The 23,102-nt window shown below is 69.0% G+C and carries 28 protein-coding genes; 9 read left to right on the top strand and 19 right to left on the bottom strand.

Annotated features, from left to right (window positions below; all coding sequences use genetic code 11):
* Window positions 1–548: 548 nt before the first annotated feature.
* The 3 genes from F9C11_RS08425 to F9C11_RS08415 form a co-directional block, all read right to left on the bottom strand.
* Window positions 549–1,385, bottom strand: a complete 837-nt coding sequence (locus F9C11_RS08425; RefSeq protein ID WP_409184325.1) for a patatin-like phospholipase family protein — start codon at window positions 1,383–1,385, stop codon at window positions 549–551.
* Between the two features lie 30 nt (window positions 1,386–1,415).
* Window positions 1,416–2,237: a helix-turn-helix domain-containing protein gene (locus F9C11_RS08420; RefSeq protein WP_409184324.1), complete on the bottom strand. Its 822-nt coding sequence runs from the start codon at window positions 2,235–2,237 to the stop codon at window positions 1,416–1,418.
* Window positions 2,238–2,310: 73 nt separating this feature from the next.
* A complete protein-coding gene (locus F9C11_RS08415; RefSeq protein ID WP_409184323.1) occupies window positions 2,311–3,192 on the bottom strand; it encodes a phosphoribosylaminoimidazolesuccinocarboxamide synthase in 882 nt (293 codons plus the stop codon).
* A 47-nt stretch (window positions 3,193–3,239) separates the two neighbouring features.
* Between F9C11_RS08415 and F9C11_RS08410 the strand changes: the two genes are divergently transcribed.
* Entirely contained in the window at window positions 3,240–4,034 is a 795-nt protein-coding gene (locus tag F9C11_RS08410; protein ID WP_409184322.1) for an S-adenosyl-l-methionine hydroxide adenosyltransferase family protein, read from the top strand.
* On the opposite strand, the gene F9C11_RS08405 is transcribed toward F9C11_RS08410, so the two are convergent.
* On the bottom strand, window positions 3,917–4,804 hold the full coding sequence (locus F9C11_RS08405; protein ID WP_409184321.1) for an MOSC domain-containing protein: 888 nt from the start codon (window positions 4,802–4,804) through the stop codon (window positions 3,917–3,919). The genes F9C11_RS08410 and F9C11_RS08405 overlap by 118 nt on opposite strands.
* A gap of 84 nt (window positions 4,805–4,888) precedes the next feature.
* Between F9C11_RS08405 and F9C11_RS08400 the strand changes: the two genes are divergently transcribed.
* Window positions 4,889–5,410: an NUDIX domain-containing protein gene (locus F9C11_RS08400; protein WP_409186846.1), complete on the top strand. Its 522-nt coding sequence runs from the start codon at window positions 4,889–4,891 to the stop codon at window positions 5,408–5,410.
* Here F9C11_RS08400 and F9C11_RS08395 read toward each other — a convergent pair.
* From F9C11_RS08395 to F9C11_RS08365, 7 genes are all read right to left on the bottom strand, one after another.
* A complete protein-coding gene (locus F9C11_RS08395) occupies window positions 5,370–6,110 on the bottom strand; it encodes an amino acid ABC transporter ATP-binding protein (protein ID WP_409184320.1) in 741 nt (246 codons plus the stop codon). The genes F9C11_RS08400 and F9C11_RS08395 overlap by 41 nt on opposite strands.
* Window positions 6,107–6,847, bottom strand: coding sequence for an amino acid ABC transporter permease (locus tag F9C11_RS08390; protein ID WP_409184319.1), 741 nt, complete (start codon window positions 6,845–6,847; stop codon window positions 6,107–6,109). The genes F9C11_RS08395 and F9C11_RS08390 overlap by 4 nt, the downstream gene beginning before the upstream one ends.
* Window positions 6,848–6,851: 4 nt before the next feature.
* On the bottom strand, window positions 6,852–7,616 hold the full coding sequence (locus F9C11_RS08385) for an ABC transporter substrate-binding protein (protein ID WP_409184318.1): 765 nt from the start codon (window positions 7,614–7,616) through the stop codon (window positions 6,852–6,854).
* Between the two features lie 20 nt (window positions 7,617–7,636).
* On the bottom strand, window positions 7,637–8,440 hold the full coding sequence (locus F9C11_RS08380; RefSeq protein WP_409184317.1) for a substrate-binding periplasmic protein: 804 nt from the start codon (window positions 8,438–8,440) through the stop codon (window positions 7,637–7,639).
* A 145-nt stretch (window positions 8,441–8,585) separates the two neighbouring features.
* Complete coding sequence (gene purB / locus F9C11_RS08375; RefSeq protein WP_409184316.1) at window positions 8,586–10,013, bottom strand: adenylosuccinate lyase; 1,428 nt, start codon at window positions 10,011–10,013, stop codon at window positions 8,586–8,588.
* A 34-nt stretch (window positions 10,014–10,047) separates the two neighbouring features.
* Window positions 10,048–11,196, bottom strand: coding sequence for a galactonate dehydratase (dgoD, locus tag F9C11_RS08370; protein ID WP_409184315.1), 1,149 nt, complete (start codon window positions 11,194–11,196; stop codon window positions 10,048–10,050).
* A gap of 18 nt (window positions 11,197–11,214) precedes the next feature.
* Window positions 11,215–11,895, bottom strand: coding sequence for an SDR family NAD(P)-dependent oxidoreductase (locus F9C11_RS08365; protein ID WP_409184314.1), 681 nt, complete (start codon window positions 11,893–11,895; stop codon window positions 11,215–11,217).
* An 80-nt stretch (window positions 11,896–11,975) separates the two neighbouring features.
* Between F9C11_RS08365 and F9C11_RS08360 the strand changes: the two genes are divergently transcribed.
* The 3 genes from F9C11_RS08360 to F9C11_RS08350 are packed head-to-tail and all read left to right on the top strand — an operon-like array spanning window position 11,976 to window position 14,280.
* On the top strand, window positions 11,976–12,590 hold the full coding sequence (locus F9C11_RS08360) for a bifunctional 4-hydroxy-2-oxoglutarate aldolase/2-dehydro-3-deoxy-phosphogluconate aldolase (protein WP_409184313.1): 615 nt from the start codon (window positions 11,976–11,978) through the stop codon (window positions 12,588–12,590).
* Complete coding sequence (locus tag F9C11_RS08355) at window positions 12,587–13,573, top strand: lactonase family protein (RefSeq protein WP_409184312.1); 987 nt, start codon at window positions 12,587–12,589, stop codon at window positions 13,571–13,573. Before F9C11_RS08360 ends, F9C11_RS08355 begins: the two co-directional genes overlap by 4 nt.
* Complete coding sequence (locus F9C11_RS08350) at window positions 13,570–14,280, top strand: FadR/GntR family transcriptional regulator (RefSeq protein ID WP_409186845.1); 711 nt, start codon at window positions 13,570–13,572, stop codon at window positions 14,278–14,280. Before F9C11_RS08355 ends, F9C11_RS08350 begins: the two co-directional genes overlap by 4 nt.
* On the opposite strand, the gene F9C11_RS08345 is transcribed toward F9C11_RS08350, so the two are convergent.
* A complete protein-coding gene (locus F9C11_RS08345; protein ID WP_409184311.1) occupies window positions 14,256–15,188 on the bottom strand; it encodes a GlxA family transcriptional regulator in 933 nt (310 codons plus the stop codon). The two genes, F9C11_RS08350 and F9C11_RS08345, sit on opposite strands and share 25 nt — an antisense overlap.
* A gap of 71 nt (window positions 15,189–15,259) precedes the next feature.
* Between F9C11_RS08345 and F9C11_RS08340 the strand changes: the two genes are divergently transcribed.
* Together F9C11_RS08340 and F9C11_RS08335 are read left to right on the top strand one after the other, a co-directional pair.
* Window positions 15,260–15,916: an HD domain-containing protein gene (locus F9C11_RS08340; RefSeq protein ID WP_409184310.1), complete on the top strand. Its 657-nt coding sequence runs from the start codon at window positions 15,260–15,262 to the stop codon at window positions 15,914–15,916.
* A 13-nt stretch (window positions 15,917–15,929) separates the two neighbouring features.
* The gene (locus tag F9C11_RS08335; protein ID WP_409184309.1) at window positions 15,930–16,343 is read left to right on the top strand and encodes a RidA family protein; all 414 of its coding nucleotides are present in this window, start codon (window positions 15,930–15,932) and stop codon (window positions 16,341–16,343) included.
* Between the two features lie 6 nt (window positions 16,344–16,349).
* Here the strand turns inward: F9C11_RS08335 and F9C11_RS08330 are convergent, their stop codons facing one another.
* From F9C11_RS08330 to F9C11_RS08320, 3 genes are read right to left on the bottom strand one after another with little or no spacing between them, the layout of a single operon-like run.
* On the bottom strand, window positions 16,350–16,961 hold the full coding sequence (locus F9C11_RS08330; RefSeq protein ID WP_409184308.1) for a TetR/AcrR family transcriptional regulator: 612 nt from the start codon (window positions 16,959–16,961) through the stop codon (window positions 16,350–16,352).
* Between the two features lie 37 nt (window positions 16,962–16,998).
* Window positions 16,999–17,688, bottom strand: a complete 690-nt coding sequence (locus tag F9C11_RS08325; RefSeq protein ID WP_409184307.1) for a hypothetical protein — start codon at window positions 17,686–17,688, stop codon at window positions 16,999–17,001.
* Entirely contained in the window at window positions 17,681–18,190 is a 510-nt protein-coding gene (locus F9C11_RS08320) for a SigE family RNA polymerase sigma factor (protein WP_009084836.1), read from the bottom strand. The genes F9C11_RS08325 and F9C11_RS08320 overlap by 8 nt, the downstream gene beginning before the upstream one ends.
* A 141-nt stretch (window positions 18,191–18,331) precedes the next feature.
* Between F9C11_RS08320 and F9C11_RS08315 the strand changes: the two genes are divergently transcribed.
* A complete protein-coding gene (locus F9C11_RS08315) occupies window positions 18,332–19,348 on the top strand; it encodes a threonine aldolase family protein (RefSeq protein ID WP_409186844.1) in 1,017 nt (338 codons plus the stop codon).
* 17 nt (window positions 19,349–19,365) lie between these two features.
* Window positions 19,366–19,947 carry an HAD family hydrolase gene (locus F9C11_RS08310; protein WP_409184306.1) on the top strand — a complete coding sequence of 194 codons (582 nt, stop codon included), beginning with the start codon at window positions 19,366–19,368 and terminating at the stop codon, window positions 19,945–19,947.
* Between the two features lie 67 nt (window positions 19,948–20,014).
* Here F9C11_RS08310 and F9C11_RS08305 read toward each other — a convergent pair whose 3' ends face one another.
* The 4 genes from F9C11_RS08305 to F9C11_RS08290 all read right to left on the bottom strand — a co-directional run bounded on the left by F9C11_RS08305 (window position 20,015) and on the right by F9C11_RS08290 (window position 23,006).
* The gene (locus F9C11_RS08305; RefSeq protein WP_409184305.1) at window positions 20,015–20,200 is read right to left on the bottom strand and encodes a hypothetical protein; all 186 of its coding nucleotides are present in this window, start codon (window positions 20,198–20,200) and stop codon (window positions 20,015–20,017) included.
* Between the two features lie 124 nt (window positions 20,201–20,324).
* Window positions 20,325–21,491 carry a pyridoxal phosphate-dependent aminotransferase gene (locus F9C11_RS08300; protein WP_409184304.1) on the bottom strand — a complete coding sequence of 389 codons (1,167 nt, stop codon included), beginning with the start codon at window positions 21,489–21,491 and terminating at the stop codon, window positions 20,325–20,327.
* 41 nt (window positions 21,492–21,532) lie between these two features.
* Window positions 21,533–22,672, bottom strand: coding sequence for a transglycosylase SLT domain-containing protein (locus F9C11_RS08295; protein WP_409184303.1), 1,140 nt, complete (start codon window positions 22,670–22,672; stop codon window positions 21,533–21,535).
* 22 nt (window positions 22,673–22,694) lie between these two features.
* Window positions 22,695–23,006, bottom strand: coding sequence for a hypothetical protein (locus F9C11_RS08290; protein WP_067577414.1), 312 nt, complete (start codon window positions 23,004–23,006; stop codon window positions 22,695–22,697).
* Between the last annotated feature and the right edge of the window lie 96 nt (window positions 23,007–23,102).

Raw genomic sequence — 23,102 nt, 5'->3', positions numbered from 1 at the left:
GAGCAGCCTGCTTCGACAGATCAGGCCCGCTCCGGAGCACGAGAGCTGCCAAATGCGGCTCGCACAGCACCGAGCCCAACCCGGCGGTGACTGAGCAGCGGTGAACCGGGACGACCCAGCTGAGTCCAGACTCCGGAGCAGCCTGCTTCGACAGGCCAGGCCCGCCCCGCAACACGAGAGCTGCCAAGCACGGCACCCACACCCACACGAAACCGCACGGCACCGAGCCGCACTCGGCAGTGGCTCAACGGCGGTGAACCGAAGCAGACTGCTCCGCAGCACGAGTGCTGCCAACTGCGGCTCCCGCGCCAACGCAAACCGCACAGCACCGAGCCACACTCGGCGAGGGCTGAGTGGCGGTGAATCGGAGCGACCCAGCGGAGCCCGAACTCCAGAGCAGCCTGCCTCGACAGACCATGCCCGCCCCGCAGCACGAAAGCCACGAAGCGCAGCTCCCGCACCAACGCCAAACCGCACAGCACCGAGCCCGCACCGGAACCCGGGACAGCCCGCCAAGGGTCAGCGGCGAGTCGTCAGGTGCACCAGCCTTACTTCCACACCACCCCTCCCCGTTGGCCTTGTGCCAAGCCCGCCGCCGCGGCTGCCGTTCGGGTTTCTGGGTCCAGTGGGTTCGGGCCGATCGCCGCGACTGAGGCCTCGTCCGGTTCCAGTACCGCTACCTTCGCTCCTGCCGCGCGCAGGTCCGCCAGTACCTGATCGAACGACCGCTCCGTCGGGAATATCTCCGTCGCGCCCATCGGGACGACCACTGTCACCTGGGCGAAACCTGTTGCGTAGTCGGCATTCGCGGAGGAGCGGACCCCGCCGTCGACGTACCGCTTTCCGTTGATCGGCACTACCGGCCAGACGCCCGGCACCGCGCAGCTAGCCGCCACCGCGGCGACCAGTGGGACGCCGGACGAGCGGTCGAATACCTCCGCTTCGCCGGTTTCCGCTTCCACCGCAATGATTTTCATCGCACGCTCGGGCCAATCGTGGGACGGCAGGCGGGATTCGATCACCGCGCGCCGGCGCGGTTCCGGCACGGTTTCCGCGACCAGGGCGTATTTCCCCACCGCTCGGCGGGTTTCCGCCGCGGTGCTGCCCTCGGACAGCACCGCGGCGAACTCCTCGCCGAACTTTTCCTGGTCGAACTCGGCCGCGATCTCCGCCGCTTGCAACGCCGGGTCGGTTTGCCTCGCGTACAACTGCGGCAGCGGCAATCCGCTGCCCAGCTGCGCCGCCACCGTCGCGCCCGCTGACGTGCCGATCAGCAGGTCGGCGTCAGTCAGGTCCTGGCCGGCTTCCGCCAGCCCGGCGAGCAAACCGGTCGCCCACGCGATCCCGGCGACGCCACCGCCGCCCAACACCAAAGCTCGGCTCATGCCGCTCCCTTCGCCAGTGCCCACTCTGCCTCAGGGCACCGACAATTTCCGAAGCGCCGACTCCAGCAGGGCATCCGTCTCCGGCTTCGGCAAGGCCAGCTCCAGCAACGTTTCCGCCACCTCGCGGTACTTCGCCACCCGCGCCGGGCTCGAACTGCTCGCGCTTTCCCGCAACAGCCGTTCGTGGACGATCGACGGCAGGTCCGCGAAATCGAAAATCGTGAACGCCCTGCCCAGGTCGGGACGGCGGTCCACCGGGACCACTCGCACCTCGACCTTGCCTTCCGCCAACCGCTCGCGCAGGTGCCACAGCTGTTCCGCCATCACCTCCGCGCCGCCGATCTTCTTGTGCAGCGCCGTTTCCCCCAGCGCCAGCACACACCGCGTGCCCGAATCGAACACCGCTCGCCGCGACAGCCTCTCGGCTACCTTCGCGTCCACCTCGTCCTCGACCGCGCCCGCGGCACTCGACAGCAACGCTCGCGCGTACCCGCTCGTCTGCAACAACGGCGGCACCACTTCCGGCTCCCAGCCGAACACTGCCTCCGCCGTGCGTTCCCACTCCAGGTACGGCTCTTCTCCTCCGTTGTCTATCCAGTCCTGCTCTCGCGCTCCTCGCGCCATCTCCACTATTCGCCTGCGCTCCGGCCCGATCACCCTGCAGTGCGCCAGTACCGCTCCGATGTCCTCCGGCTTCGGCAGCCGCAGTCCTCTTTCCCAGTTCGTCACGAAACCAGGCGTCATCCCCAGCAACCGGGCCAACTCTCTTACACCCAGTCTTCTTCTCTCCCGCGCCGCGCGTAACTCCAGGCCCAATGCCCTCGCGCGCGGTGTTGCGTACGGTGTGGTCATGGTTGCAGTGTGTCAGGGGGTGCCGACAGTTTTCGGGGTTCTCTCCCCTGGGCCCCTCGGCTGCTTCCCCGGGCTACAGCCAGTCCTCCAGCGACAACCCCGTCATCCTCTCGTACGCCTCCACGTACCTTCCCCTCGTCGCCTCCACCACTTCACTCGGCAACGGCGGCGGCTGCACGTTCGACGCCCTGTCCCAGCCCGACTCCGGCCCCGTCAGCCAATTTCGCACGTACTGCTTGTCGAACGACGGCTGCACCCTTCCCGGCTCGTACCCCTCCGCCGGCCAGTACCGCGACGAATCCGGCGTCAGCACTTCGTCCGCCAGCACCAGCGCTCCCGTCTCGTCCACGCCGAACTCGAACTTCGTGTCCGCCAGCAGGATTCCGCGCTTCGCCGCCACTTCCGCGCCACGGCGGTACACCGCGAGCGTCGCCTCGCGTAGCTCCTCCGCGCGCTTCGCGCCGATAGCCGCGACCACTGCGTCGAACGAAACGTTCTCGTCGTGCTCGCCGAACGCCGCCTTCGTCGCGGGCGTGAAGATCGGCGAAGGCAGCTTCGAGGCCTCCACGAGCCCTTCGGGCAGCTCTACGCCGCACACTGCGCCCGTACGCTGATAGTCCGAGTACCCGGACCCCGTGAGGTACCCGCGCGCGACAGCTTCCACCGGCAGCATGTCGAGACGGCGTACGAGCAGCGCGCGCCCGCGTACCTCGGCGGGGATGCGCGGGTCGTCGTACGCGACAAGGTGGTTCGGGATCAGGTCCGACAGCTGCTCGAACCAGAACACGCTCATCGCCGTGAGCACGCGGCCCTTGTCCGGGATGGGCGTGTCCAGGATGAAGTCGTAGGCGGAGATGCGGTCCGAGGTGACCAGCAGCAGGTGGTCGTCCCCGACCGCGTACAGGTCCCGGACTTTTCCGGCGGCGATCTTCGGGTAATCGGCGAGCGTCGTCACTGCTGCACCCTAACCCGAGCACCGCTATCGCGAGGATGATGCAGGTCATGGCCTACCGCTGGATTTCGTTCACCTCCGACTACGGGCTGCACGATGGCTTCGTGGCCGCTTGCCACGGGGTCATCGCCGGCATCGCGCCCGACGTACGCGTTCTCGACGTAACCCACCTCGTCCCGCCGCAACAGGTGCGCTCAGGCGCGGCAGTGCTCGCGCAGACCGTGCCGTCGCTGCCTAAGTCCGTACACCTGGCTGTCGTCGACCCAGGCGTCGGCACCGAGCGTCGCGGCATCATCGTGGTCGCGGCGCACGGCATCCTGGTCGGCCCGGACAACGGCCTGCTCTTACCCGCCGCGGAGGCGCTAGGCGGCGTGTACGCGTCGTACGTGATCGACGTGCGTACGCCGACGTCCGCGACCTTTCACGGCCGTGACATCTTCGCCCCCGTCGCCGCGAAGCTCGCTCTCGGCGCGCACCCCGGCTCCTTCGGACCCGCCATCCACGACCTGGTGCGCCTGCCAGAACCGCTGGTCGCGGCGTTCCCCGGCAAGCTCGTGTCGGACGTGCTGACCGTCGACCACTTCGGCAACGTCCAGCTCGCCGCCACCCCCGCCGACCTCGAACTAACCGGCTTGACCGGTGAGGTGACGGTGCACAGCGAGCACGTCGCGGTGTCCGCCGCGATCGGCCGGACCTTCGCCGACGTGCCGCGCGGCGCGAATCTCGTCTACCCCGACTCGGCGGGGAAGCTGGCCGTCGCGGTCAACGGCGGTTCGGCGGCTTCCGTGCTGCGGATCGGGCCCGCCGAGGAATGCACCATCACCGCGTCGCCGACCGCCAGCTGACCGGGCCGGGTCACCGCCGCCTTCATGCCGAAGAGGACGCCCCCGGCCGGGTCGCGGTGGTACGCCGCGAGCGACCGGATCGGCTCCGGGCCGGAGCGCTTGCCGGTTTCCTGGTCGACCATCGGCACCGCGCAACGGACGCACAGCTGCGCGTAGGCGAACTCGACGCCGCCGGCTTCCATCCGGCGTACCGCGTCCTCGGCATGCGGTTCCGCCCAGCCGCGGATCACGAGGTTGGGCCGGAACCGGTCCATCGGCACCGGCTCGCCGCCGCGCTGCGCGATGCGTTCATTCAGGTGGTCCAAAGAGGACTCGGAGATGACGAGGATCGCATGGCCGTCGGCGAACCGCGCGGTACCGGGAGTCTCGCCGCCCGTGACGCGGTCATGCTCCGGAGTGACGCCGAGCAGCACGGACGGCTGACCCACCACGGTGGAAAACCACTCAGCGGCATCGGCACCCTGGTGGACGCCCTCGCCGGTCCAGTTGAAGGTGGACGCGGGGTGCCGTCGGCCGTCCTTCTGGACCTCGATGGTGAGGTCTTCGACGCCCGGCGCGGACAAGGCGAGGCGGCTGCCGCCGTCCAGCAGGCGGGGGCGGATCGCGGCCATGACGGGGAAACGGCGCTGGCTGCGAAAGTCGCCGTCGGCCGCGGTGACGATGAACTCGCGGTCGTGCGCGAGCCCGGCCGGGGTCACGTCGGCGGACTGGACTGTCGTGCCGGCGCAGCCTTTGACCGGGTAGTACGTGAGCCGCGAGATGGTCCCCATGGGTTCACGGTACCTGTTGGTCCGAAGGGGACTGGGGTGCACGATCCCGCACGGACGGCTGCCACGCCGGTACTCTGCGAACTCGTGGAGCTGCTGCCGTTCGACGAGTATGTGCGCTCGCTGCCGCGGAAGCGGATGTCGGCAGGCACCCTGCTGCGCGACGAAACCGGGCGCGTTCTGCTCGTCGAGCCGTCCTATAAGGACAGCTGGGACATCCCCGGCGGCGTATGCGACGCGGGCGAGCCGCCCTGGCGCACGGCGCGCCGGGAACAAGCCGAGGAAATCGGGATCGACCGCCCGCTCGGCCCGCTGCTGGTCATCGACTACGCACCGGACGACGGCCGGATGCCGGAAGGTCTCGCGTTCATTTTCGACGGCGGGCGAATCTCCGCGGCGGAAACCGAACGCCTGACCCTCACGGATCCGGAGATCCTGGCCGTGCACCTCCTGCCGATCGACGAGGCGACTCAGCGAGTAGCCCCGCCGCTGGCCAGGCGGCTTCAGGTTTCCTGGGAAGCCGCCCGGGCCGGCGATTGCTTCGTTCTCTGCGAGGACGGCCGTCCCCTCACAGCACCTGTGACAGGAACTGCTGCAACCGAGGGCTAGCCGGTGCCTCGAACACCTGCTCCGGCGTCCCCTGTTCCACGATCCGGCCCTCGTCCATGAACGCGACCTCGTCCGCCACGCTTCGGGCGAAGCCCATCTCGTGGGTTACCACGATCAAGGTCAGGCCACGGGAAGCCAGCCCCGCCATCAGGTCCAGGACGCCCTTCACCAGTTCCGGGTCCAGTGCGCTCGTCGCCTCGTCGAAGAGCATCACTTCCGGTTCCATCGCCAGCGCGCGGGCGATCGCCACCCGCTGTTGCTGGCCGCCGGACAGCGCGGCCGGGCGGTACGGGGCCTTGTCCGCGAGACCCACCTCCGCCAACCTAGCGCGGGCTACCTCTGCAGCGTCCTCTTTGGACAGACCGCGCACGCTGCGCAGCGGGAGCACGATGTTGTCCAGCACGCTTCGATGTCCGAACAGGTTGAAGTGCTGGAACACCATCCCCACCCGCTGGCGCAACGCGTCCGGATCCGAGGAAATGACGCTCTCCCCGTCCAGCAGCAGATCACCGCTGTCCGGTTCCTGCAGGCGGTTCACGCAGCGCAGCAGGGTCGACTTACCGGAACCGGACGGGCCGATCACACACGTCGTACTCCCGCTCGGCACCTTAAGGTTGACCCCGCGCAACACTTCCAGCGTCCCGAACCGGACGTGGATGTCGCGCAATTCCACCGAAGACGAACGAATCGCTGTACTCATACCGTCCCGCTCGCGATCATTTCCTTGGTCTCCGTGGTCACCTTCCGACCGGTCTGCAGCCGCTTGTCGATGTAGTTCACCAGGTGCGTCAGCGGAACCGTGATCACCAGGTACACCACCCCGGCGGCGACCAGCGGCGACAGGTTGCCCGTGTTGGCCGCGAGGTCCTGGCCGATCCGGAACAGTTCCCGTTGCGAGGTAAGGAAACCGAGGAAGTACACCAGGGTCGAGTCCTTCACCAGCGCGATGAACTGGTTCACCAGCGCGGGCAGCACCCGCCGCACGCCCTGCGGGATCACCACCAGCAGCATCGCCTTGGTGTAGCTCATGCCGAGCGCGCGGCTCGCCTCCAGCTGTCCTTTGTCGACGCTCTGGATGCCGGCCCGGAAGATCTCGCCGATGTAGGCGGCGGCGATCAGGCTCAGCGCGGCGATGCCCAGCGGGTACGGGTTGTTGCCCACCAAACCGCGGGCGAGCAGGCCGACGCCCTGGCCGATCACCAGGATCGTCAGGATCGCGGGCAGCCCCCGGAAAATGTCCGTGTACACCCGCGCCGGCCAGCGCAGCCAGCGTTTCGTGGACAGGCCCATCACCGCGAGCACCATGCCGAGCAGAGTGCCGATGACGGCCGCGGCCACCGACAGGATCAGGGTGTTCAGCAGGCCGGTCTTGAGCAGGTCCGGGAAAACTTCCCAGATGTACTGCCAGTTGAGGAAAGTGTCGAAAAACTGGTCCATCAGGCTACTTCGTCTTGAAATCCGCGGGAACCGGAATGCTCGGCTCGAACTGCTGGTGCACCCGCGCCCAGGTGCCGTCCGCGACGGCCTTCTTGATGCCGTCGTTCAGCTTGGCCAGCAGTTCGTTGTTGCCCTTCCGCACCGCGTATCCGTGCGGGATGCTGGTCGTGATCGCCTTCGTGACCTTCAGCTCCGGGTTCTTGCTCGCGTAGTCCTCCGCCGACACCTGGTCGAACACCGCGCCGTCGATCGCCGAGGACTTCAGCCCGCTCAGCGCCGCCGCGTCGTTCGGGAAGCGGACCGCCTGCGCCTTCGGCGCGTTCGCGGCGAGCCAGGTGTCCGACACCGTGCCCTGCACCACGCCGATCCGCTTGCCCGCCAACGAGTTCTCGTCGGAGATGCCCGCGCTCGCCTTCGCCTCGATGCCGAGCGACTGGTAGTTGTACGGATCGCTGAACGCCACCGTCTTCTTGCGCTCGTCGGTCTGCGCGATCGCCGAACTGCCGATGTCGAACCGGCCGTTCGCGACGCTGCCGAGCAGGGCCGAGAAATCCGTCGCCACGAATTCCAGCTTCAGCCCCTCTTTCGCGGCGATATCCTTCAGCAACGCGTTGTCGAACCCGGTGAATTCGCCGTTTTCCTGGTACGCATTGGGCCGGGAGTCGCTGAGGGTGCCGACCCGCAGGGTGGTCTCGCCTGCGTCGCCACCGCACGCGGTGAGACCGGCGACCAGTGCCGCCGCGAGGGCGGTGACGATCAGTTTTTTCATGCCACCAGTGTGCCCTCGCATCAGGAGTTCGCCACCGGGAGGCCCGGTCCGCCCTTCTCCAGCTCCTTCGCGACCGGCGCTTCCTTGAAGAACTGCGCGTGCAGCCGGGCCACGGTGCCGTCCGCGATCGCCTTGGCCAGCCCGTCGTTGATCTTCTTCAGCAGCTCGGTGTTCGACTTGGCGACCGCGAAGGCCGACGGGGTGTCCTTGTCCGCGACCGTGTAGCCGAATTCCAGCGGAACCGCCGGGTTCTGGTCGATGTACTTCTGGCCGATGTCCTTCGGCACGACCCAGCCGTCGAGACCGCCCGTCTTCAGCTGCGCGAAACCGGCGTTGTAGTCCGGGAACCGGACCACCTGCGCGCCGGCGAGCTTGCCGGCGAACTCGTCCTGCACCGAACCCTGCACGACGCCGACGCGCTTGCCGGCGAACGAGTTCACGGCGGGCAGCGCGGCGCCCTTCTTGCTGACGACGGTGGTGTAGCTGGTGTCGTAGCCGTTGCTGAACGCCACGGTCTTCTTGCGCGCGGCGGTCGCGGAGATCGTCGAGCTGCCGATGTCGAACTGGCCGCCGGCGACCTTCGCGAGCAGCCCGGAGAACTCGGTGCCGACGAACTCGACCTGGAAGCCCTCGCGCTTGGCGATGTCGCGCAGCAGCTCGTTGTCGTACCCGGTGAACTGGCCGTTTTCGAGGTAGATGCTGGGCGGGGCGTCGGTGAGGGTGCCGACGCGCAGGGTCTGCCCAGAAGCGTCCGAGGATCCGCACGCCGTAAGGCCCGCGGTGGCGGCGACTACGACGGCGAGCGTGCTGAGGAGCTTTCTCATGACTTCTTCCTGAGTATCCGGGGTGCGCAGACGAGAAGCGCCAGGCCGCGGGTCGGCGGCCTGGCGCTTCCGGGTTCGGCACGAAGACTAAAAGCTTCGCCCGATCGAGTAATGCCGTCTCAGCACGTGGACGGCGTGCGCGCACTCACAGAATCGGCTGCGGCGCGTACGCCGCGGCGTCCGGGAATCGCTTGAGCACGTCCTCGACGCGCGCCGCGACCTCTTCGACCTGACGCGGGGCCACGCCGGTGAACGAGATCCGGTCGGCGAGGAGTTCGTCCAGCTCAGCGCGGTCGAGCGGGATCCGTTCGTCGGCCGCGAGCCGGTCGAGGAGGTCGTTCTCCGCGCCGCGTTCGCGCATCGCGAGGGCGACCCCGACGGCGTTCTCCTTGATCGCCTCGTGAGCCGTCTCACGCCCGACGCCCCGGCGCACCGACGCCATGAGCACCTTCGTGGTGGCGAGGAACGGGAGATAGCGATCAAGCTCACGCTCGACCACGGCCGGGAACGCGCCGAATTCGCCGAGCACGGTGAGGAAGGTCTCGAGCAGGCCGTCGAGCGCGAAAAACGCGTCCGGCAGCGCGACGCGGCGCACCACGGAATCCGAAACGTCGCCCTCGTTCCACTGGTCGCCGGCCAGTTCGCCGATCATCGACAGGTAGCCGCGCAGCACCACGGCCAGGCCGTTGACGCGCTCGCAGGACCGGGTGTTCATCTTGTGCGGCATGGCCGACGACCCGACCTGGCCGGGTTTGAATCCCTCGGTGACCAGCTCGTGCCCGGCCATCAGCCGGATCGTCTTGGCGAGGCTGGACGGCGCGGCGGCGAGCTGGACCACGGTGGACAGCACGTCGAAGTCGAGCGAACGCGGGTACACCTGGCCGACGCTGACGAACCGGTTGCCGAACCCGAGGAACTCGGCGATCTTCGTCTCCAGCTGGTCCAAAGTGGACTCGTCGCCGAGCAGGTCGAGCATGTCCTGCGAGGTGCCGACCGGGCCCTTGATGCCGCGCAGCGGGTAGCGCTCGATCAGGTTGTCCAGCCGGGAGAACGCGACGAGCAGCTCGTCGGCGGCGGTCGCGAAGCGCTTGCCGAGCGTGGTGGCCTGCGCGGCGACGTTGTGCGAGCGGCCGGCCAGCACCAGGTCGGAGTGTTCGACGGCGAGCGCGGCCAGCCGGGACAGCACCGCGGCGACGCGGCTGCGGACCAGTTCCAGCGACCGCAGCTGCTGCAGCTGCTCGACGTTCTCGGTGAGGTCGCGCGAGGTCATGCCCTTGTGCACGTGCTCGTGCCCAGCGAGGGCGTTGAACTCCTCGATCCGGGCCTTGACGTCGTGCCGGGTGACGCGTTCGCGGGCGGCGATCGAGTCGAGGTCGACCTGCTCGACCACGCGCTCGTAGTCCGCCAAGACGCCTTCGGGCACCTCGACGCCCAGCTCGGCCTGAGCCCGCAGCACGGCGAGCCACAGCCGCCGCTCGAGCACGACCTTGCGTTCGGGCGACCAGAGCGCCACCAGCTCCGGCGAGGCGTAGCGGGCGGCGAGCACGTTCGGAATGCGGGGCTTGTCCGTCACGCGGCCACGATACCTGCGCAGGTCAGCGCGGCGGTCACCACTCCGTGAAGCTGCCGTCGGGCAGCCGCCACACCGGCGACCGCCAGACGTGCCCGCTCTCGTCGGCGCGCCGCACGGCCTGCTCGTCCACCTCGATGCCGAGGCCGGGTGCGGTCGGGCGCGCGGCGTAGCCGTCGGTGAACCGGAACAACGCGTCGTCGGCGAGATAGGCGACCGGCTCGCGGCCGTCGTGGTAGTGCATGCCGAGGCTTTGCTCCTGGATCAGGAAGTTCGGCGTCGCGAACGCGACCTGCAGCGCGGCGGCGAGCGAGATCGGGCCGAGTGGGCAATGCGGGGCGAGGTTCGCGCCGTACACCTCGGCCAGCGCGGCGATCCGGCGCAGCTCCGAGATGCCGCCCGCGTGCGACGGATCCGGCTGCACCACGGCGACGCCCGCGTCCAGCACCGGTTTGAACTCCCAGCGCGAGAACAGCCGTTCCCCGAGCGCGATCGGCACCGTCGAGGCCTCGACCACCGACTTGACCACGTCGGCGGGCAGTTCCGGCAGCACCGGCTCCTCGACGAACATCGGCTGCACTTCTTCGAGCATCTTCACCAGCCGGCGCGCCATCGCGGGCGAGACGCGGCCGTGGAAGTCGATCGCCAGGTCGCGGTCGGGTCCGAGCGCTTCCCTTGCCTCCCGCGCGCGGGCCAGTGCGGCCGTGGCTTCGGCGGGCGTGGCGATCGGCCCGAGCGGACCGGCGACGTTCATCTTCACCGCGGTGAAACCCCGCTCGACCTGCGCGGACACCGCGTCGAAGATCCCGGACGGACGGTCGCCGCCGACCCACGAGTACACCCGCACTTTCTCGCGCACTGGACCGCCGAGCAGCTCGTGCACCGGCGCGTTCCGGGCCTTGCCCGCGATGTCCCACAACGCCTGGTCGAACCCGGCGAGCGCGCTGGAAAGCACCGGACCGCCGCGGTAGAAACCGCCGCGCCGCAGCACCTGCCAGTGCTCCTCGACGCGCAGCGGGTCTTTGCCGATGAGCAGTTCGCTCAGCTCGTGCACAGCCGCTCGGACGGTCCCGGCCCGTCCTTCCACGACCGGTTCGCCCCAGCCGGTGATGCCCTCGTCGGTGCTGACCTTGAGGAACAACCAGCGCGGCGCGACGAGGAACGTTTCGATCCCGGTGATCTGCACCCTTGTCTCCTAAGCGGACTAAGCGGAATCTTTCGCAGCCGACCAGCCGCCGTCGACGGTCAACTCGGCGCCCGTGACGAACGACGCCGCGGGCGAGAGCAGGAACGCGATCACCGCGGCGATTTCGGCCGGGTCGCCGAGCCTTCCGGCGGGCGTCGCGCGGACGCTGCGTTCGCGGTCTTCCTTGCTGATCCGGCTCCACGCTTCGGTCTCGACCGGACCGGGCAGCACCGAATTCACCCGCACTTCCGGCGCGTACTCCACCGCCAATTGCCGGGCCAGAGACACCAACGCGCCTTTGCTGGCCGCGTACGCCGGATGGCCGGGCAGCCCGAATCGCGCGTGTACCGAGGAAACCAACACCACGGAACCGCGCCGCGCCCGCAACGACGGCAGGCAGGTCCGCACGGCGAGGTACGACGCGGTGAGGTTCACGTCGAGCTGTCGTTGCCATTGCGCGCGGCCGGTTTCGTGCAGGGGGCCCGAAGTCGGCAGATACGCGTTGCTGACCACGGCGTCGACTTCGCCCGCAAGATCAAGAACCCGTTGCCACGTCTCGTCTTCGGTCACGTCCCCTTGCACGCCGCCGGGCACCGGGGCGAGGTCGACGCCGATCACCCGGTAGCCGTCGGCGGTGAGCTGGAGGGCGGTCGCGGCTCCGATCCCGGACGCCGCGCCGGTCACCACGGCAGTGCGCATGGTCCGCAAGCATGCCGCGCCGCCCGAGCAGCGGTCAAGAATAATTAGTAATTTATAATTTGCCTGCTAAGCTGGCCGCCATGGGATACCGGTGGGAGATCACGCGCGAAGCGGTGCGCCAGGGCGTCGTCGGAATCGTGCGGACGGCGGACGCCGCCTCGGCCGTCGCCGCTGCGCGGGCAGTGCTCGACGCTGGGTTGAAGTCGGTCGAAGTCCCGCTCACCAACGCGGGTGCGCTCGTCGCCATCGAGGAGCTGAGTGCCGCCTATCCGGACGCCACGATCGGGGCCGGCACGGTGCTCGACGAATCGTCCGCGACTGCCGCGATCCGGGCAGGTGCCCAGTTTCTCGTCTCCCCGTCGCTGCACACCGAGGTCTTGCGTACCGCTCATCGGTACGGCGTCGCGGCGCTGCCGGGCACCGGTTCGGTTACCGAAATCGTGCGCGCGATGGAGGAAGGTGCTGACGCCGTAAAGGTTTTCCCGGCTTCCGCGCTCGGTCCGCAGTGGATCAAGGACGTGCGCGCCGCGCTTCCGCAAGCTCCGCTCGTGCCGACGGGTGGAATCGCTCCCGAGGACGTGCCACGCTGGCTCGACGCGGGCGCCGTCGCCTGCGGGATCGGGTCGGCGCTGACCCGTGGATCCGCTGAGGACATCCGGGCCCGAGTGGCCGCATTAGTGAGGGAGAACTCGTGAGCGACGTCGTACTCGTCGGCTGCCGTACCGCCGAAACCGGCGGGAAGGGTACGGGAATCGCGGTTTTCCGGCGCTCCGGCGGCGAACTGGTCGCGGATTCGACCGTGCCGATGGTGTCGCCGACCTGGCTGACCCAGCATCCCGCGCTGCCGATGGTGTACGCGGTCAACGAGACGAGCTACGGCGAGATCACCTCCGTTTCAGTCGCCGACGGCCTGGTCGCGCTCGACGTGGTCGAATCCGGCGGGGCCAGCCCGTGCCACCTCGCGGTGACGCCGGACGGCCGGTTTCTGTTGTGCGCCAACTACGGCGGCGGCAGCCTCGCGGTGTTCGCCCTGCGCGAGGACGGCCGGATCGACGGACGCACGGACCTGGTGCAGCACACCGGGAGCGGGCCGCGCGCCGACCGGCAGGAAGGCCCGCACGTCCACATGGCGGTGTCCTCGGCGGACAGTTCGGTGGTGAGCGCCGTCGACCTGGGCACCGACGAAATCCGCAGCTATACGCTGTCTCCGCAAGGAAAACTCACCCCGCTGGCCGTTTCGGCGCTGCCGCCGGGCACCGGACCGCGGCAGCTCGTCCGCGGCGCGGACGGAATCGCTTACGTGGCAGGGGAATTGTCCGGCGAGCTGATCACGATGCGGGAGACTTCGCCGGGAGCGTTCGAGTTCGTCGAGGCGACCCCTTCGACGGTGGCGGGCGGCGAATCCCTGGTGGCACACTTGGAAGTACTCGACTCGGGGATTTACCTGTCCAACCGCGGCCCGGAATGCATTACGTCGTTCGCCGGGACTCCGCTGCGCGCGACGGCGGATCAGCGATGCGGTTCTTATCCGTGGAACTTCGCCGTGGCGGACGGGCTGTGCTACGTCGCGGCGTTCAAGGACGACGCCATTTCCGTTTTCCCGTTGAAGGACCTCGGAAACGCGGAGGTCCGTGATTACCCGGCCGGCTCCCCGACGTGCGTGCTTCCGCTCCGGTGACCGACCATCGCCCTCGCGGCCTGCACGGACAGACGGTGGAAACGCTCGCCGCGCGCGTTCTGTCCGGCGAATGGCGCGAGGGCATGGTGCTGGATCTTCCCGCACTGCGCGAGGAGCTGGACATCAGTCTCACCGCGCTGCGGGAAGCGTTAAAAGTGCTGGCCGCAAAGGGAATGATCGGCGCGCGGCAGAAGCATGGCACGTTCGTGCAATCGCGCGAGAATTGGCAACTGCTCGATGCCGATGTCATGCGCTGGCAAACCACCGCCCGCGGAAACGCCGGTCTGCTGGACGAATTGGCCGAAGTCCGCGCGGTGGTCGAACCCGCTGCTGCGCGGATGGCCGCCGAGCGCGCGACCGCCGAAGACCTTGCCGCCCTTGAGTCCGCGCTCGATGCGATGGTGGCCGCGCCGGATCTGGAAGCGAGCGTCGAGGCGGATTTGTCCTTTCACCGCAGCCTGTTGACCGCCGCGCACAACAACTTCCTGCTCCAGATCGAACGCGTCATCGCGATCGGCCTGGCGGAACGAGACAAACTCGTGCACAGCGCCGGTCCCGCCGGCGATCCGGTGCCGAGCCACCGCCGGGTACTCGACGCCATCGCCGCGCACGACCCGGTCGGCGCGGAGACCGCGATGCTGGAGCTGCTGGCCACCTCGGCCGCCGACGCCAAGCGAGCGGGTCAGGAAGTGAACGCCCGGCGGTAAGCCGTCGGGGTGGTCCCGAGCACGCGCCGGAAGTGCAACCGCAGGTTGGCCGGGGTGCCGAGACCGCAATCCCGCGCCACCCGGTCCACCGAATAGTCAGTGGTTTCCAGCAATTCCCGCGCTTTGCCGAGCCGGGCGTTGAGCAGCCACTGCAGCGGCGTCGTCCCTGTTTCCTCGGCGAACCGGCGCAGAAAAGTCCGCTGCGACATCCCGGCGTGCCGGGCGAGCAGCCGGATGCTGAGCGATTCGTCCAGTCGCCGCAACGCCCATTCCCTGGTGGCCGACAGCGAAGCATCCCCAGCGTCCGCGAGCGGCGCGGGGACGTACTGCGCCTGCCCGCCCTCGCGGTGCGGAGCGGCGACCAGACCGCGCGCGATCCGATTCGCGACCGCGGCGCCCAGATCGCGGCGCACGATGTGCAGGCAGAGATCGATGCCACAGCACACGCCTGCTGAGGTGAGCACGTCGCCCTCGTCGACGTAGAGGACGTCCCGGTCGACCTGGACCGCCGGGAATTCCCGCTCGAATTGGTCGAGGTATTCCCAATGCGTCGTGGCGTGCAGACCGTCCAGCACCCCTGCCGCGGCCAGCGCAAACGCACCCGTGCAGATGGACACCACTCGCCGCCCTCGGTCGCGTGCCTCGGCCAGCAGCTCGACCGCCGCTTCCGGCGTTGGGCCGATCGGGTCGTAACCCGGCACGATCACCGTGTCCGCCGCGCGCAGCTCCTCGATCCCGCCCTCGGCGGCCAGGGTGAACCCGGCGCTGGTGGAAACCGTCGGGCCAAGCGCGCACAGCGTCATCTCGTAGTGCGTTTGCGGCCGGACGTGAAACACCTGCGCCGGGATCGCCAAGTCCAGCGGGAGGACGCCGTCGAGCGCCAGCACCGCGACCCGATGCACCGTCATGGCAAGATTCTATCGAAGTACGGCAAACTTGCCACTCACCAGGTCAGCGGCTCGCGGTCCACCCTGAAGACATGACCGAACTCCTTCCGGACCCGGTACTCGCCCTGCCCGCGACCCCGCTGGCGGACGCCGTGCTCGACGTCGTCCGCCCGGTGGAATCGCAGTCGGTGTTCAACCACAGCGTCCGCACCTATCTGTTCGCCCGCCTCGTCGCCGACCGGCTCGCCCTGTCGGACTTCGACGACGACCTGCTGTTCGCCGCGTGCGTCATGCATGACATCGGCGTGGCCCCGGACGGCCCGCACGTGGAACGCTTCGAGGTCGAGGGAGCCGAACGCGCGGCCAGATTCCTGGTCCAGCAAGGGGTTTCGCCTGGCGACGCCGACCAGGTCTGGCAGGCCATCGCCCTGCACACCTCCGCGGGCATCGCCGAACACCGCGGTCCGCTGTGCGTGCTTGTCCGCGCCGGGGTCGCCGTCGACTTCGGCGGACCGATCGGTGCCGAGTACCTCGACGCCGTCACCGACGAACAGGGCGCGGCGATCCACGCCGCCTACCCCCGGCTGGAGATGGTCCGCTCGCTCACCGACGCGATCGTCGCTCAAGCCGCGAAAAACCCGAAGAACGCGCCAGTGCCGTCCGTGCCCGCGGATTTCCTGCGGGAACGCGCGGCCGACGGCGAAACCCGGCTGGAACGCGCCAGCCACGCTTCCCGCTGGGGAAGCTGAGAAAGGAAGCCACATGCATTCCGTCGAAATCCCCGAGGACTCCGAGGTTTTCGGACCGTCCGGAGCCTCCGCCTTCTCCCGCTTCGGCTACTCGGCCGCCGTCCGCGCGGGCCGCCTTCTCTTCATCGCGGGCACGATCGGCCGCCGCCCGGACGGCGAGATCGCGGAAACCGTCGAGGAGCAGACCGAGATCGCGCTCCGCCGGATCGAGGAAATCCTCCGCTTGGAAGGCCTCGGCCTCTCCGCGCTGGTCGACGTCACGAGCTACCACGTCGACATCCACCAGCACCTGCCCGGGTTCCTGGAAGCCAAAAAGCGCCTCGTGCCCGCCGAGCCGTACCCGGCGTGGTCGATGATCGGCGTCAGCGGGCTCGCCAGCCCGGGACTGCTGGTCGAAATCCGCGCCACCGCGGCGTACGCGGACTGACTGTCCTCAATGGACGCTGGCGGACTCCGCGAGCGCGGTCCGCAGCATCCGCCCGGCCGCGGCGCGCGGGGCCGGGTCGACCGCGATCAGCGCGTTCACCACGGCCCCGTCCACGAGCGCGACCAGCCGGTCCAGCTCGTCCTTGGCCACCGGCGTCCCAGACCGGGCGAAGATCTCCGTCAGCAGTTCGTTGAGCTGCTGGGACAGCGTCCGCATCAACGGGCGCAGGTACGGCCGCCGCCCGGTCGCCACCAGGCGTTCGTAGCGCAGCAGGACCGCCTCGGCGTCGGCTTCCGGATCGCCGCTCTGCGGGCCGAGCAGCATGTCCAGCACGAGTTCCACGGTCGCCTGCACGCCCCGGTTCCGGGTCGTCAGGTCCTCCAGCTGCCGGCGTCCGTTGGCCAGTTCGGTCTGCCCGTGGTGTTCCACCGCGGCGGTGACGAGGTCTTCCAGCGAATCGAAGTAGTACGTCGTGGACGCCAGCGGCAGCCCGGCCCGTTCGGCGACGGCCCGGTGCCGGACCGCGTCGAAACCGCCCTCGGCCAGCAGCTCAGCGGCGGCTTCGACGAGCGCGGCCCGTCGTCGCTCGCCCTTGGGAGTGGTGGCTGCTGCCGTCATGCCCGGATATTCTGCCAGCCGCCCCGACGGCCGCCGATCAGAACCGGGGGGCCAGCGAAGCAGCGAAGCGCGCCAGGTCGGTCGCGTACGGTGCTGGATGCCCGGAAGTCCCCGGCACGCTGACCAGCACGAGAGTTCCACCACTGCCGGTTTGCTGACGCACGGTGACGGCTCCGGCCGGTTGCGTGGGCACGTTCACCGCGGTCCCGCGAGCGAACACCGCCGCGCCGATCATCCCGTCCGGAAGCGGGAACCCCGCGCCGCGCGACGACGTCGTACAAACGCTGCCTGGGGAAGCCTGTGCGGCATTCAAGTGGCCTGGGAGCTCGCCAGCGAGGGCAGTGGCGAGCTCCCAGTCCACCCGTCCGCACCCGGAGGTGCCTTCGACCCGAGGGCCGGTCCTCCCGGTTTCGCCGGCTCCCTGCCGAGACGGCTCGCCCGGGAAGTCATCCCCAGTGCTGAAAGGACGCGCCGCCGGTCCACTAGGTTGCACGGGCGCGGCCGCGGAATTCGCCATCGAATCGGACTTTTCGTTCGAAATGCCCACAATTCCCCAGGTACCGAACCCGGCGACCACGAGCACGGCCGCCGCGCCCGCGGTGATCCGGTTGCGCCGGCGCACCGTTTCGCGCTTCGAACGGCGCACCACGTCTTCCACCGAGAAGGTCGGCGGCGGCACCTCGCCGGGAACGGCGGAGAACAACGTCTCGGCTTCCCGCTCATCCATTGGTCTCCACCTCCCGTTCCAGCACCTGACGCAGATTCGCCAGCCCGCGCGCCGTCTGGCTCTTCACGTTGCCCTCGCTGCAGCCCAGCGCGGTCGCCGCGGCCCCGACGTCCAAACCGTCGAAGAACCGCAGCACCAGCACCGCCCGCTGCTTCGGCGGCACTTCCTTCAGCGCCGCGAGCAGGTCCTCGCGAGTCGCGACGCGTTCGGCGAGCCCGGGACTGTCGTCGACGGGTTCCGGCAGCACCTCGGTCTGCCGCTCCCGCCGCCACGGACGGCGGGATTCGTCGATGACCGCGCGCACCAGCGTCTTGCGCACGTACGCGTCGGTCGCCGCGCGGTCTCTGATCTTCTTCCACCTCCGGTGCAACGCGACGAACGCCGTCTGCGCGAGGTCGTCGGCCTTGTGCCAATCCCCGCACAGCAGATAGGCAGTCCGGCGCACAGCGTCCCTCTTCGCGGCGAAGTACTCCGCGAACTCCTGTTCGTCGCGCTGGTCCACGCGCTTTGCAGCTCCGCTCTGGCCATGTCCGGTGAAGGGACGGATCCGGGGGCGTCCACGGTTGCACGTCCGGCCGGAAACGTTCCACCCCCCGCCGCATTGATGCCGTGCCCAGCTGTGTGATGTGATCGGACTGTGACCATGACTGGGCAGCTGATCGACTTCCGTTCCGACACCGTCACCCGCCCGGACGCGATCATGCGCGCGGCCATGGCCGAGGCCGAGGTCGACGACAACGTCATCGGCACCGACCCGACCATCGCCGAACTGGAGCACCGGGCCGCGCAAACGCTCGGGATGCCCGCCGCCCTGTGGACGCCGAGCGGGACGATGGCGAACCTGATCGCGCTGAGCGTCCACCTCCAGCGCGGCGACCGCTTCCTCGCCACCCGCGGCGCGCACGTGCTCGTCAACGAACTCGGCTCGGCCGCGTGGCTGGCCGGCGGCATGCCGGACATCCTCGAACACGACGCGGGCCCCGGCCGGTGCCTGCCGGAAACGCTCGAAGCCGCGATCGGCAACCCCGGCCCGTACTTCACGCTCCGCACCACGCTGTTGTGCCTGGAGAACACGCACAACGCGGCCGGCGGCGCGGTCACTCCGCCGGACGAGCACGCGCAGCTGCTGTCCGTCGCGAAGCAAGCCGGGCTCACCGTGCACCTCGACGGCGCGCGGATCTGGCACGCGGCCGTCGCGCTGCAGGTGCCGCCCGCCGCGCTGACCGTCGGAGTCGACTCGGTGTCGGCGTGCTTCAGCAAGGGCCTCGGCGCGCCGGTCGGCTCGGTCCTCGCGGGCAGTGCCGAGTTCGTCGAAAAGGCCCGCCGGATGCGGCAGATGCTCGGCGGCGGCGTGCGGCAGGGCGGGATTCTCGCCGCGGCCTGCCTGGTCGCGCTGGACCGCGTGGACGAGCTGGCCGAAACGCACGAGTTCGCGAAACGGCTGGCCGACGGCCTCTCCGAACACGGCTGGGACGTGCAGCCGCCGGACACCAATATCGTCCTGGCCGGGGTGCCGGACGTGCCGACCGCGCTGAACTGGCTCGGCTCGCTCGGCATTCAAGCCCTTCCCATGGCGGGCAAGGTCCGGTTCGTGACCCACCGCGACCTGTCGTCCGCCGACATCGCCGAAGCACTGCACCGGATCAAAGCCGGTGCCTGAACCCCTGGGGGACTCGGGTGACCAACTGGATCGTGTTCGACTACGGCGAGGTGCTCAGCCACCGCACCGCCGCGGTGCCGAAGCTGGCCGCCGCCATGGGCGTCTCGCCCGAGACGTTCGAGCCGGTGTACTGGAGCGTGCGCGACGCGTACGACCGCGGCTGCACCGACCTGGAGTACTGGACGTCGATCGGCGACCAGGTGGGCGTGCAGGTGGACGACGCGCTGTCGGCCGAGCTGACCGCACTCGACGTCGCCGGATGGGGACAGCTCGCGCCGGGCTCGCTGGACCTGCTGCAATCGCTCTCCGACGCCGGAGCCTCGCTCGCGCTGCTGTCGAACGCGCCGTCGGCGTTCGGCGTCTGGGTGCGCGAACAGGAATGGTCGAAGCTGTTCAAGCACACGCTGTTCTCCGGCGACGTGAAGGTCGCGAAGCCGGATGCCGAGATTTTCCAGCTGCTGCTGGACAAACTGGGTGCGTCGCCGGACGAGTGCCTGTTCTTCGACGACCGCCAGGTCAACATCGACGGCGCCCGCGCGGTCGGAATCCGAGCCCACCTGTGGGACGGCGCCGAGGCCGCCCGAGCGGCACTGGCCTGAACCGCGAACGGCTCCCGCACTTTCCCGGTGCGGGAGCCGTCGTCTGCTCAGGATGGTTCGGCGCCGGTCAGCGGGTGATCCGCTTCGACTGCTTCTTGCCGGTGATCGCCCCGTAGGCCGCGGTGCCCAGGAACAGCACCCCGCCGATGATGCCGATCCACAGCACGGCCTTGAACAGGAAGCCGATCACGGACCCGATCACCATGAAGGCGATCCAGGCCACGACGAGCGCTCCGACGATCTTCCAGAACATGGCTCCTCCGATGCCGTTTCCGCGCCACGTCGGCCCGGTGCCCTCCAGCGTGCCATCCGTGCGTCGGAAACTCTCTCATTCGGGCCAACGTTCAGGGAAAGCTCGGGGTTCCCCCTGACCGGTTTCACCCCAGCCAGCCACCGAGCCGACGCAGCCCCTCGGTCACGTCCTCGGTCGCGCCCGCGAAGGAAAACCGCACGTAGCGGCCGCCGTCGACCGGGTCGAAGTCGATGCCCGGGGTGATCGCCAGGCCGGTGTCGGCGAGCAGCCGCTGGCACCAGCTCAGGCTGTCGGTGGTGTGGTCGGAGACGTCGGCGTAGGCGTAGAACGCGCCGTCGGCCGGGGCGAGTTTGCCGAGGCCGATCTCGCGCAGGCCGGCGAAGAGCAGGTCGCGGTTGCGCCGGTAATGCTCGACGTGCGCGTCCGCTTCGGCGTACGACTCCGGGGTGAACGCCGCGACCGCCGCGTACTGCGAAACCGCGGGCGGGCAGATGGTGAAGTTGCCGGTGAGGACGTCGACCGCGCGGTGCAGCCGCTGCGGCACCAGCATCCAGCCGAGCCGCCAGCCGGTCATCGCGAAGTACTTCGAGAACGACCCGAGCACCAGCGCTTCCCGGCCGTACTGCCAAGCGCAATCGAGCTGCTTGCCGTACGAAATCCCGTGGTAGATCTCGTCGCTGATCAGCTGCACGCCGTGCGACGCGCACCAGCCGGAGATCGCCGCCAGCTCGCCCGGCGGCAGCACGGTTCCGGTGGGGTTGCTGGGACTCGCGACGATCAGCCCGTCGATCGGCCCGAGCTGGTCCAGCTGCTCGACGGTCGGCTGGAAATTCGTCTCGGCCGTGGTCGCGAACTCCACGACCTCGCAGCCGAGGACGTTCAGCAGATTCCGGTACGCCGGGTAACCCGGGCGGGCCATCGCGACCCGCGCGCCCGGGTCGAACGCGCTCAGGAACGACAGCAGGAACCCGCCGGACGAGCCGGTGGTCAGGACGACGTCGGACGCGGTCACGTCGATGTCATAGGTGCGCCGGTAATGCCCGGCGACGGCTTCGCGCAGCTCAGGAATGCCGAGCTGTTCGGTGTAGCCGAGGGTGTGCGCCTTGAGCGCTTCCTGAGCGGCGTTGAGCACCGCAGCCGGAGCGGGCACCGACGGCTGCCCGGCGGCCAGCGAAATCAGGTCGCCGTGGCTGCGCTGCCGGGCCTGCGCCGCGGACAGCACGTCCATCACGTGGAAAGGAGGCACGCCTGCCCGCAGCGCGGGCCCGCCGAAAGCACCGATGTCGACCATGCGGCCAGGCTAACCGGCGGGACCGCGTGCCGGGCGTGCCGTCAGTAACCGCGGTACGCGCCGCCGTGCGCCATCGCCTGGATGCCCGGCACGTTGCCGAGCGAGCCGTACCGGTCGATCGAGTACCGCACGCCGGCGATGATGTTGTCGACCGGGTTGTAGATGTTGTCGTGCCCGGGCAGCTTGTGCGCGTTGAACGTCGAGTCGATGCACTGCATCAGCCCCTTGGACGGATGCCCGGCCGCGGCGTTCGAATCCCAGTTGTTGATCGCGTTCGGATTGCCGCCGGACTCGTGCTGGATGATCGCCCAGATGTTCTTGATGTCCGCGTCGGTCACGTTCACGCCCGCGGCCTGCAGTGCCTTGATCGCTTCCTGGATCCACTGCTGAACGTTGCCGGGCGGAGGCGAGGACGGCGGACCGCCGCTCGGACCGAGACCGCCGCCGCCACCGCTGGCGCCCCCGCCACCGCCGCCGTGGTGCCCGCCTCCGCCGCCACCGCCGCCGTGTCCGGTGTGCAGGCCGCCGGTGCTCTGCGGGATGGTGCCGTCCGAGTTCGGGAGCGGGACCTTCGAGTAGCCGCCCTCGATCTGGGTCTTCATCAGGTCCTGCGACTTCTTGACCATGTCGTCGGCCTGCTTCAGCAGCGGGTCGATGGCCTGTTCGGCATTGGTGGCGTCGGTCTGGTTGTCCTGGTTCGCCTTGTCGATGATGGACTGCGACGTCGGACTGGGCGCCGGGCCCTTCTTGTCCGACTTGGCGTACTCCGCCTCGGCGGCCTGCGCCTTCTGTGCTTTGTCCGACTCTTCCTTGATGCGGTTGTCGATCCGCGTCTTGGCGGTGTTGAAGGCCTCGGTGACCTTGCTCTTGATCCCGCCGAGGTCGCTCGACAGCTGGGTCAGGTCCTTGCCGACCTCGTCAAGATGCCCCTGCACCTTGGCACCCGCCGTGGTGATCTGCCGGACGTAGTCGACGAAGGCGTCCGCCGCCGGACCTTCCCACACCCCGCCGGCCAAAGAATCGGTGGACGATTTCAGTTCTTGGCTGTGGTCGCCCGCCCGCTTCGCGGCCTCGGTGAACTGCTGCCCCGCCCGGTTGATCGCGTCCGGGTTGATCTTGTCGACCTTCTTGGCCTTTTCGACAATGCCATTCCAGTTCGGCGGGTAGTCGATCAGCGCCATGCTCCAGCCCCCTCGTGCCTGCTCAGCGGTCTTCGTGAACGGTCAGGTCGGTCTTGTGGACCTGGTCGGTCTCCTGGATCAGCCCGGCGGCCTTCTTGAGAATGAAGCTGGTCGCCTCCATCAGCTTCCCGGCCGCGTCGAACTCGCTGTGCACGCCCTGCTTGAACGTGCCGACCGCGCCGTGCACGTCCTTGGAGCCGCCCATCGTGCCGAACGGGCTTTCCGGCTCGTCGTCAACGCCGGTGAGGTGCTTCTTGGACTTTTCGAACTCGTCCTTCAGCTTCTCCACGTTCCTGGCGGCGATAGCCATGGAATCCGGGTCGTAGACAGGCACCGTTCGTCATCCCCTTCGCGACACTCGCTTCCCGACCAGCTCAGACGTTCCCCTGACCGGTTCGGTTCCCCCGCTTACTCTAAGACTTCGCGCGCG

This window comes from Amycolatopsis sp. VS8301801F10 (assembly GCF_046195355.1).
Taxonomy (GTDB): Bacteria; Actinomycetota; Actinomycetes; order Mycobacteriales; family Pseudonocardiaceae; genus Amycolatopsis.
The sequence above is the reverse complement of the archived record's forward strand: the minus strand, read 5'-3'. Positions and strand labels throughout refer to the sequence as shown.